Consider the following 8,491-nt stretch of genomic DNA (forward strand, 5'->3'; position numbering starts at 1 on the left):
CGGCGGGTCGAACGACGCCATCTCCCACCGCTGGTACGCGGTGAGGGTGCCCACGCGATCGCTCGCCGAATCAGACATACGCGTCTTCCGCCTTGCCGCCGATCGCGATCTGGCCGCTCTCGGCGAGGTTGCGCACGATCTGCAGGATGCGGCGCTGCTGCGTCTCGACTTCGGACACGCGCACCGGGCCGCGCGCGTCGAGATCCTCGGCGAGCAGCTCGGCCGCGCGCTGCGACATGTTCGCGAGGAACTTCTGGCGCAGCGCGGGCGGCGCGCCCTTGAGCGCGACGATCAGCGTTTCCGACTCGACTTCCTTGAGCACCATCTGGATCGCGCGGTCCTCGAGGTCGAGCAGGTTCTCGAACACGAACATCTGGTCGATGATCTTCTGCGCGAGATCGGCGTCGTACTGGCGCACGCTTTCGAGCACGCCTTCCTCGTGCACGCTCGTCATGAAGTTCAGGATCTCGGCTGCGGTGCGGATGCCGCCCATCGGGCTGCGCTTCAGGTTGTCGCTGCCGGACAGCAGGCCCGTGAGCACGTCGTCGAGCTCGCGCAGCGCGGCCGGCTGGATGCCGTCGAGCGTCGCGATCCGCAGCAGCACGTCGTTACGCAGCCGCTCGGTGAAGCACGACGCGATTTCCGACGCCTGGTCGCGGTCGAGGTGCACGAGGATCGTCGCGATGATCTGCGGATGCTCGTTCTTGATCAGTTCGGCCACCGCGCCCGAATCCATCCATTTCAGGCCCTCGATGCCGCTCGTGTCGCTGCCTTGCAGGATGCGGTCGATCAGCACGCCGGCCTTGTCCTCGCCGAGCGCCTTCGTCAGCACCGAGCGGATGTACTCGTTCGAATCGAGCGACAGCGCGGTGTGCTGCTCGGCTTCCTTCACGAAGTCCTGCAGCACCTCCTCGACCTGCTCGCGCGTGACGTTCTTCAGCGCGGCCATCGCCACGCCGATCTTCTGGACCTCGCGCGGCGCGAGGAACTTGAATACCTGCGCGGCCTCTTCCTCGCCGATCGACATCAGCAGCAGCGCGCTCTTGGTCAAGCCTTCAGCGTTCATCGGACACCCAGTTCTTCACGACGGTGGCGACGATCTTCGGATCCTGGCGGGCGATCGTGCGCGCGTAGTCGAGGTTGCGTTCGTAGCGGTTCTTCTCGTTCTCGAAGCCGAGCAGCAGCGGATCGGCTTCTTCCGCGGCCTTTTCCGGCGCGGGCAGGCCGTCGAGCGCGACCGTGTCTTCCGGCGCCGCGAGCGCCGGCGCGGCCGGCTCGGGCGGCGGGAACGCGCGGCGCATCGCCGGGCGCACGAACATGAAGTAGAGCGCCGCCGCGGCCGCCGCGATGCCGAGCCACTTCGCGGCTTCCTTCGCCATCGCGATCATGTCGGGCTGGCGCCACCACGGCAGGTCGGCGTACGGGTCGCTCACGGTCGAGAACGCGCTGTTCACGACGTTTACCGAGTCGCCGCGCTTCGCGTCGTAGCCCATCGCGTCCTTCACGAGCTGTTCGACCTGCGCGAGCTTCGCGGGCGGCAGCGGCTGCATCGTCACGTGGCCCTTCGCGTCGGCGACCGGCTGGTAGTTGACGACGACCGCCACCGACAGGCGCTTCACGCTGCCCATCGGCTGTTCGGTATGGCGGATCGTCTTGTCGAGCTCGTAATTGGTCGTCTGGTCCTTGCGGTCGCTGACCGGCGTGGTCTGCGGCCCGTTCTGGCCGTTGCCGGCGACAATCGGCGCGGAGGCCGGCTGCGGCGGCGTGTTCGACAGCGCGCCCGGCACGCCCGACGCGCCGCCCTGCGCGAGTTCGGTCGCGCTGCTGGTCTGCTGGCTGCGGATCGCGGCCTGCTGCGGCGTGCCGTTCGGGCCGTAGCTTTCCGACGTCTGCTCGATCTTCGAGAAGTCGAGATCCGCGCTGACCTGCGAGCGCGCGTTGCCGGCGCCGAAGATCGGCGCGAGGATCGCGTCGATGCGCTTCTGGGTGTTGTGCTCGACCTGCTGCACGTACTTGAGCTGGCTCGCGTCGAGGCCGGACGCGGACGCGGTCTGGGTCAGCAGGTTGCCGTCCTGGTCGACGATCGTCACGTTCTTGGCCGGCATGTCGGGCACGCCGGACGACACCATCCGCGTGATCGCCTGCACCTGGCCCTCGTCGAGCACGCGGCCCGGGTAGAGGTCGACGAACACCGACGCGCTCGGCGCTTCCTTGTCGCGCACGAACACCGACGGCTTCGGGATCGCGAGATGCACGCGCGCGCCGCGCACGGCGTTGATCGATTCGATGGTGCGCTGCAGCTCGCCTTCGAGCGCGCGCTGGTAGTTGATCTGCTCGGCGAACTGGCTGATGCCGAATTTCTGGTTGTCCATCAGCTCGAAGCCGACCGAGCCGCCCTTCGGCAGCCCCATCGCGGCGAGCTTCAGGCGGGTTTCGTGCACCTGGCCCGACGGCACCAGGATCGCGCCGCCGGCATCAGCGAACTTGTAGGGAACGTTTGCCTGCTGGAGCGCGGCGATGATCGCGCCGCCGTCGCGGTCCGACAGGTTGCTGTACAGCACGCGGTAGTCGGGCGCCCGGCTCCACAGCACGAGCGCGGTGATCGCGGCGATCGCGAACGCGACGGCGATCACGAACGGCAGCTTCGGGTTGCCCTTCATCCGCGAGATGCCGGGAATGCGTTCGGCGAAGCCGCCCAGCCCGAAGTCCGCGCCTGCGCCGCCCGCGCCCGGCAACGCGGCGGCCGCGGCGGCGCCGGGCGCCGGGCTGAGGCCCGCGCGGGCGTCTGGGTTGATCAGCGAGTTGGCCTGCGAATCCATGCGTCGAGTTTCTCCGGAGCGGGACGACTGAGCTCGCTCGGACGAGCGGGCGGACAATGACACGATGCGATTATCGTGACCGGCGGCGTACTCCGATCGACCGAAAAGAGCGGGGTTTCCCCCGTACTTTCGCGGCTTTGACGCGCGCCGCGCTGCTATCCTTTTTCGCGATCCGGCATGGTGCGCGTGGTGCGGCGCCAGCGGATCGCCCGGTGCGTCCGGGTCTTTTCTCTATGTCTGGGGACAGCATGACTGCCAACGTCAGCGGAATCGGTTCGGTGTTGCAACAGATGCAGTCGATGGCCGCGCAGGCGTCCGGCGGCGTCGCGAGCCCGACGGCGGCGCTGGCCGGCTCGGGCGCGGCGACGGCCGGCACGTTCGCGAGCGCGATGAAGGCATCGCTCGACAAGATCAGCGGCGACCAGCAGCATGCGCTCGGCGAGGCGAAGGCGTTCGAGGTCGGCGCGCCGAACATCTCGCTGAACGACGTGATGGTCGACATGCAGAAAGCCAATATCGGCTTCCAGTTCGGGCTCCAGGTCCGCAACAAGTTGGTGAGCGCTTACAACGACATCATGCAGATGTCGGTGTAAAGGGGCGGCCATTCGACGACGGGTATCCGGGCACAGCCCGGCTTGCAGAACGAGACCGGCGCGCCGGCATCGGACGCCCGGCGGCAGCCCCTGCTCACCTAAAGCTTTCCAAATCCCTTCCGATAACTCCGGTGAAGGCCGCGCCGTGCGACGCACGGCGGCGGCTCCCGCATAGCCAAGGCACATAACAAGGAGAAGCGCATGTTTTCCCCAGGACACGCTGGAGCCAGTGCGTACGCGCGTGTCGGCGTCGAGACCGGGGTGATGGGCGCCTCCCCGCACCGGCTGATCGCGATGCTGTACCAGGGCGCCCGGCAGGCGATCGCGCTGGCGCGCATGCATTTGCAGCAGGACAACGTGTCCGGGCGCGGCGAAGCGATCGGCAAGGCGATCCGGATCGTCGAGAGCGGCCTGCAGGCGTCGCTGAACCGCGACGCGGGCGGCGAGATCGCCGAGCGCCTCAATGCGCTGTATGCGTATATCGGCCGGCGCCTGCTGGAAGCGAACGCGCAGGCGAGCGATGCGATGCTGGTCGAGGTCGACGGCCTGCTCGCGACGCTCGAGGAAGCATGGACGGGCATCGCCCCGGAAGTCGCGCGGATGGCCGCGCAACAGGTAGCGGAAGCATCACGATGAATCTCAAGGCCGAATACTTCGCGCGTTACGAGGCGCTCGCCGCCGTGTCGGGCCGGATGCTGTGCGCCGCGCGCGGCGCCGACTGGAGCGCGTTGCCGGGGTTGCAGGCCGAATTCATGCAGCTCGTCGACGGGTTGAAGGAGGCCGATCCGGGCGTCGCGCTCGACGAATCGGATCTCGGCCGCAAGCTCGACCTGATCCGCCGCATCCTGGCCGACGACGCCGCGATCCGCGATCTCGCGAGTCCGGACGTCGCGCGGTTGTCCGCGCTGTTCGAGGCGCGGCGCTCGACCCAGGTATTGACCGACCTCTACCGCGCGCGCGGGTAGGGCCGTGTTCCGGGAGACGGGCGCGCGGCGCCCGGGCCCGCTGCCGCACGCGGCGCGCGCTGTTCCCGCGGGCGGCACCGGCGTGCCGCGCCCCGGATTCGCAACGATGTGTAGGGGCTGTTTGCATATGCAACGCGCATGCGAATGCCCCAAGGTGAGCAGGCTCCGATCATGACCGGTATCGACTCCGTTGCGGCCGCGTTGCTGGCGAGCCGCCTCGACAGCCTGCTGACCGGCACCGTGTCGGCGCCCGCCGGCGGCGGCGCGACCGCGCAGGTCGGCACGCCGGGCGCCGGCGCGTCGTCCGCGCCGCCGGCCGGCAGCCCGCCCTCCGCGCCGCCTGCTTCCACGCAGACCGCGCTGTCCGAGGTCGGGCGCGTGCTCGACGCGATCTCGCGCTCGGGCGGCGATGCGACGCCGGCGATCGTCGGTCGGCTGCCGCTGCTGGCTGATCCCGCCGTGCTGCTCACCGATACGCCCGTGCCGGCGCGCGCGCCGGCTGCGTCCGGTCCCGCTGGGGCCGCCACGCCGGTTCCCGATCAAGCGTCGTCCTCGTCCGCCGCGGCGACGCGGGCCGCGGCTGCGCCGTCGGTGGCCCCGCCCGTCGCGGCGCTGCGTGCGGCGCTGGCGCAGGCCGTGAGCGAAAGCGGCCTCTTCTACGAATCCCATCTCGCGCAGTGGCTGGCTGGCCAACGTCCGCTCGCGGCGCTGCTGCGCGAGCCGCAGGCGCGCCTCGCGACCGCGCTCGCGCCGGCCGACCCGGACGCCTTCCCGCACGAATCGACCGACTTGCTCGACGAACTGCTCGCGCAGCGTCCGTCGCTGCCGGCCGCCGCGCGGGGCACCGCGCAACCGCCCGCACCGGGCGGCGCGCCTGCGCGCGACCCTGCGCAGGCCGCCCCGGCGGCGGCCCGGCCGGGCGCGTCGTTGCCGCCCGATCCGTCCGATCCGCTGGCTACGCCCGCCGATACGCGCTGGACGCCCGCGCGTGCCGAACTGGCCGCCGCATCGTCCGGTCCGCAGCCGCAACCGCTCGCGACCGTCCACCCGGCCGCGGTGCCGCTCGTGCGGCAGCAGCTCGATGCGCTCGCGACGGACCAGTTTCGCTGGACGGGCGAGGCATGGCCCGGCGCGCGGCTCGACTGGACGATCGAACCCGACGAGCCGGGCCACCGTGCGCCGCGCGGCGGCGGTGGCGACGACGCGGGCGACGGCATCGCGTGGCGCACGCGCCTGACGCTGATGCTGCCGTCGCTCGGCACGGTCGATGCCGAGCTGGTGCTGAACGGCGCGCAGCTCATCGCGCGGCTGCGCGCGAACCCGACGGGTGCCGACCGTCTGACGCGCCACGAAGCCGCGCTGCGGCAGCGGCTCGAAGGCTCGGGACTCAAGGTGGGCGGGCTGTCGATCCGCGCGGTCGACGACGGGCCGGACGGCTTCGACCTGTTCGCCGCCCAGGCCGCCGCGGCCGCGTATGCGCGCGGCGCGGCGGGCGGCCCCGAGGCGCGGGTGCCGGGCGACGATGACGAGGCGCTGCCATGAGCATGACGTCCCGCAAGCGCGCTGCCGCGCTCGTCTACGACCCGAAAGGCGGCGATGCGGCGCCGCGCGTGGTGGCGAAGGGCTACGGCGTGCTCGCCGAGATGATCGTCGCGCGTGCGCACGATGCCGGGCTGTACGTGCACACGGCGCCGGAGATGGTGTCGCTGCTGATGCAGGTCGATCTCGACGACCGGATTCCGCCGCAGCTCTATCAGGCGGTCGCGGACCTGCTCGCGTGGCTATACGCGCTCGACCGCACCGAGCCCGCGCCGGACGACGCCGCGCCGCGTTTTCCGTTGTCGCCGTTGCGCTGAACGGCCTGTCGTCGGGCGCCTGCTTACGAAATGCTGTCCGGGCTTGCGTGACCGCTTTGCCGGCATGTGCCGCTCATCGAGCGTCATCGCCTCGCAACGCGTGCCTTTCTCCCTGATTCGCGCGCACGTCGAACCTGCCGCTCCGTATGCATACGGATTGAGCCGGCTTTCGATTTATGTAATGATATCCATTCTCATTTTCATGCTGACCGGGCGGTGCGCACTCCCTGCGCGCCGCCCGTTGTTTTGAACGAATGGATACTTTCGCGTGAACGCGCCCGAAACGATCGACCCGCCCAAGACGGGCATGCCGCGCGCCGGCGTCACCGTGCTGCACCCGGCGGGCCGCCCGCTGAACGACGACGAACTGGCCGCGCGCCGCCAGCGCTCGCGCCGCGCGACCTTCATCAAGTGGCTGCGCAAGGTGCACGGCTGGGTCGGGCTGTGGGGCGCGGTGCTCGGGCTGCTGTTCGGCGTGACCGGCGTGCTGCTGAACCACCGCGCGCCGCCGCTGAAGATTTCGACCGGCGAGCCGCAGGTCGAGGAGCTGCAGATCGCGCTGCCGGACCCGGTGCCGAAAACACCCGCCGCGATGACGAAGTGGCTGCAGCAGGAACTGCATTTCGACGGCAAGCCGGGCCGCATGCGCAAGGAGCCCGCGCAGGCCGTCGCGTGGGGCGACAAGCGCGTGATGCAGCCCGAGCACTGGCAATTCGGCGTGTTCGGGCCGCACCAGAACCTGCAGGCCGAATACTGGGTCGGCAACGGCTACGTGTCGGTGAAGCGCACCGGCAACACGTTCCTGACGACGCTGAACAACCTGCATCGCGGCGTCGGGATGAATCTCGGCTGGGTGCTGCTGATGGATACGATCGCGGGTTCGCTGATCTTGCTGTCGCTGACGGGCGTGCTGCTGTGGACCGAACTGAACAAGCGCCGCACGGTCGGCGTCGTGCTGGTGGTCGGTTCGGTTGCTGCGGCGCTCGCTGCCGGCCTGACCTGACCGACGTTCGCGCCGGGTAACGGCCGGCGTCCGGCGAGCGAGGCCACCCGCCGCCGCAGGTCAGAGCCCGCAGGCGGCGCCGCTGTTCGCCGCGATTTCGCGCGCGGCCTTCGCGCCTTCGACCTGCAGGATCGTCGGCAGCGACACGTTGTTCTTCGCGGCGGTGATCTCGGCGAGGATCGAGATCGCGATTTCCGGCGGCGTCCGGCTGCCGATGTAGATGCCGGCCGGCCCGTGCAGCCGGGCCAGTTCCACTTCGTTCAGATCGAATTCGCGCAGCCGCTCGCGCCGCGCCGCGTTGTTGCGCCGCGAGCCGAGCGCACCCACGTAGAACGCGGGCGTCTTCAGCGCCTCCATCAGCGCGAGATCGTCGAGCTTCGGGTCGTGCGTGAGCGCGATCACGGCCGAACGCGCATCGAGCTTCATGTCGAGCACCGTATCGTCGGGCATCGTGCGGACGACGCGCGTGCCCGGCACGTCCCACGCATCCGTGTATTCCTCGCGCGGATCGCATACCGTCACCTGGTAGTCGAGCCCGACCGCGATCTGGCACAGATAGCGCGACAACTGGCCGGCGCCGATCACGAGCATCCGGTAGCGCGGCCCGTGGATCGTCACGAGCCGTTCGCCGTCGAACGCGAGCCCGTCGGTCGCCTGCGCGGGCGACAGCGATGCGCGGCCGGTCGCGAGCGTCATCGTGCGCGTGACGAGGCGGCCGGCCTCGACTTCCGCGCACAGCGCGGCGATCCCGCTGTCGCGCGTGAGCGGCTCGAGCACCAGCTGGATCGTGCCGCCGCACGGCAGCCCGAAGCGGTGCGCCTCTTCGGCCGTCACGCCGTACTTGAGCGCTTCCGGGCGTGCATCGGCCGCGATGCCGCTCGCATGCACGCGGGCGATCAGGTCGTCCTCGATGCATCCGCCGGACACGGAGCCGACCACCAGGCCGTCCTCGCGCACCGCGAGCATCGCGCCTTCGGGGCGCGGCGACGAGCCCCACGTCTTCACGACCGTCACGAGCAGCACGCGGCGCCCTTCTTCGAGCCAGCGCGCGCTGGATTTCAGTACATCGAGATCGACGCTTTCCATCGTTTTTTCCTGTTGCCGGACGGCCCGCCCCGCGGCGCCGTCGTTCGATGGCGGGATTATGAACCGCCCGGCGCGCGCGTGCAGGCCGCGTGCAGCGGGTGAGGGCGAATCTGGACGATCAGGCAAGAGATCGCGACGATCGGACACTGATCGCGCGGCGGCCGGGGGG

9 protein-coding genes and 1 pseudogene are annotated in these 8,491 nt (G+C 70.2%); 6 read left to right on the top strand and 4 right to left on the bottom strand.

Going from position 1 to position 8,491, the window contains the following annotated elements; translation table 11 throughout:
- From H3O04_RS31520 to fliF, 3 genes and pseudogenes are all read right to left on the bottom strand, one after another.
- Nucleotides 1-78: pseudogene (locus H3O04_RS31520) on the bottom strand (flagellar assembly protein FliH); the annotation flags it as partial.
- Entirely contained in the window at nucleotides 71-1,066 is a 996-nt protein-coding gene (gene fliG, locus H3O04_RS31525; protein WP_011546444.1) for a flagellar motor switch protein FliG, read from the bottom strand. The pseudogene H3O04_RS31520 and the gene fliG, both read right to left, overlap by 8 nt.
- A complete protein-coding gene (fliF, locus tag H3O04_RS31530; RefSeq protein WP_011546443.1) occupies nucleotides 1,056-2,819 on the bottom strand; it encodes a flagellar basal-body MS-ring/collar protein FliF in 1,764 nt (587 codons plus the stop codon). Before fliF ends, fliG begins: the two co-directional genes overlap by 11 nt.
- A gap of 248 nt (nucleotides 2,820-3,067) precedes the next feature.
- Between fliF and fliE the strand changes: the two genes are divergently transcribed.
- The 6 genes from fliE to H3O04_RS31560 all read left to right on the top strand — a co-directional run bounded on the left by fliE (nucleotide 3,068) and on the right by H3O04_RS31560 (nucleotide 7,236).
- Complete coding sequence (gene fliE, locus H3O04_RS31535; RefSeq protein ID WP_006486991.1) at nucleotides 3,068-3,412, top strand: flagellar hook-basal body complex protein FliE; 345 nt, start codon at nucleotides 3,068-3,070, stop codon at nucleotides 3,410-3,412.
- Nucleotides 3,413-3,613: 201 nt separating this feature from the next.
- A complete protein-coding gene (fliS, locus tag H3O04_RS31540; RefSeq protein ID WP_006477524.1) occupies nucleotides 3,614-4,048 on the top strand; it encodes a flagellar export chaperone FliS in 435 nt (144 codons plus the stop codon).
- Nucleotides 4,045-4,377, top strand: a complete 333-nt coding sequence (locus H3O04_RS31545; RefSeq protein WP_011546441.1) for a flagellar protein FliT — start codon at nucleotides 4,045-4,047, stop codon at nucleotides 4,375-4,377. The genes fliS and H3O04_RS31545 overlap by 4 nt, the downstream gene beginning before the upstream one ends.
- Nucleotides 4,378-4,548: 171 nt before the next feature.
- Nucleotides 4,549-5,919, top strand: coding sequence for a flagellar hook-length control protein FliK (gene fliK, locus H3O04_RS31550; RefSeq protein ID WP_202589185.1), 1,371 nt, complete (start codon nucleotides 4,549-4,551; stop codon nucleotides 5,917-5,919).
- Complete coding sequence (locus H3O04_RS31555) at nucleotides 5,916-6,233, top strand: EscU/YscU/HrcU family type III secretion system export apparatus switch protein (protein WP_175766921.1); 318 nt, start codon at nucleotides 5,916-5,918, stop codon at nucleotides 6,231-6,233. The genes fliK and H3O04_RS31555 overlap by 4 nt, the downstream gene beginning before the upstream one ends.
- Nucleotides 6,234-6,501: 268 nt before the next feature.
- Nucleotides 6,502-7,236 carry a PepSY-associated TM helix domain-containing protein gene (locus H3O04_RS31560; RefSeq protein ID WP_006477527.1) on the top strand — a complete coding sequence of 245 codons (735 nt, stop codon included), beginning with the start codon at nucleotides 6,502-6,504 and terminating at the stop codon, nucleotides 7,234-7,236.
- Nucleotides 7,237-7,296: 60 nt separating this feature from the next.
- Here H3O04_RS31560 and H3O04_RS31565 read toward each other — a convergent pair whose 3' ends face one another.
- Nucleotides 7,297-8,322 carry an XdhC family protein gene (locus H3O04_RS31565; RefSeq protein WP_012329405.1) on the bottom strand — a complete coding sequence of 342 codons (1,026 nt, stop codon included), beginning with the start codon at nucleotides 8,320-8,322 and terminating at the stop codon, nucleotides 7,297-7,299.
- Nucleotides 8,323-8,491: the final 169 nt, after the last annotated feature.

The organism is Burkholderia sp. KCJ3K979 (assembly GCF_016759955.1).
GTDB classification, from domain to species: Bacteria; Pseudomonadota; Gammaproteobacteria; order Burkholderiales; family Burkholderiaceae; genus Burkholderia; species Burkholderia orbicola.

Coding starts and splice junctions, on each gene's coding strand:
- fliG (WP_011546444.1), bottom strand. CDS start 1,066: ATGAACGCTGAAGGCTTGACCAAGAGCGCGCTGCTGCTGATGTCGATC.
- fliF (WP_011546443.1), bottom strand. CDS start 2,819: ATGGATTCGCAGGCCAACTCGCTGATCAACCCAGACGCCCGCGCGGGC.
- fliE (WP_006486991.1), top strand. CDS start 3,068: ATGACTGCCAACGTCAGCGGAATCGGTTCGGTGTTGCAACAGATGCAG.
- fliS (WP_006477524.1), top strand. CDS start 3,614: ATGTTTTCCCCAGGACACGCTGGAGCCAGTGCGTACGCGCGTGTCGGC.
- H3O04_RS31545 (WP_011546441.1), top strand. CDS start 4,045: ATGAATCTCAAGGCCGAATACTTCGCGCGTTACGAGGCGCTCGCCGCC.
- fliK (WP_202589185.1), top strand. CDS start 4,549: ATGACCGGTATCGACTCCGTTGCGGCCGCGTTGCTGGCGAGCCGCCTC.
- H3O04_RS31555 (WP_175766921.1), top strand. CDS start 5,916: ATGAGCATGACGTCCCGCAAGCGCGCTGCCGCGCTCGTCTACGACCCG.
- H3O04_RS31565 (WP_012329405.1), bottom strand. CDS start 8,322: ATGGAAAGCGTCGATCTCGATGTACTGAAATCCAGCGCGCGCTGGCTC.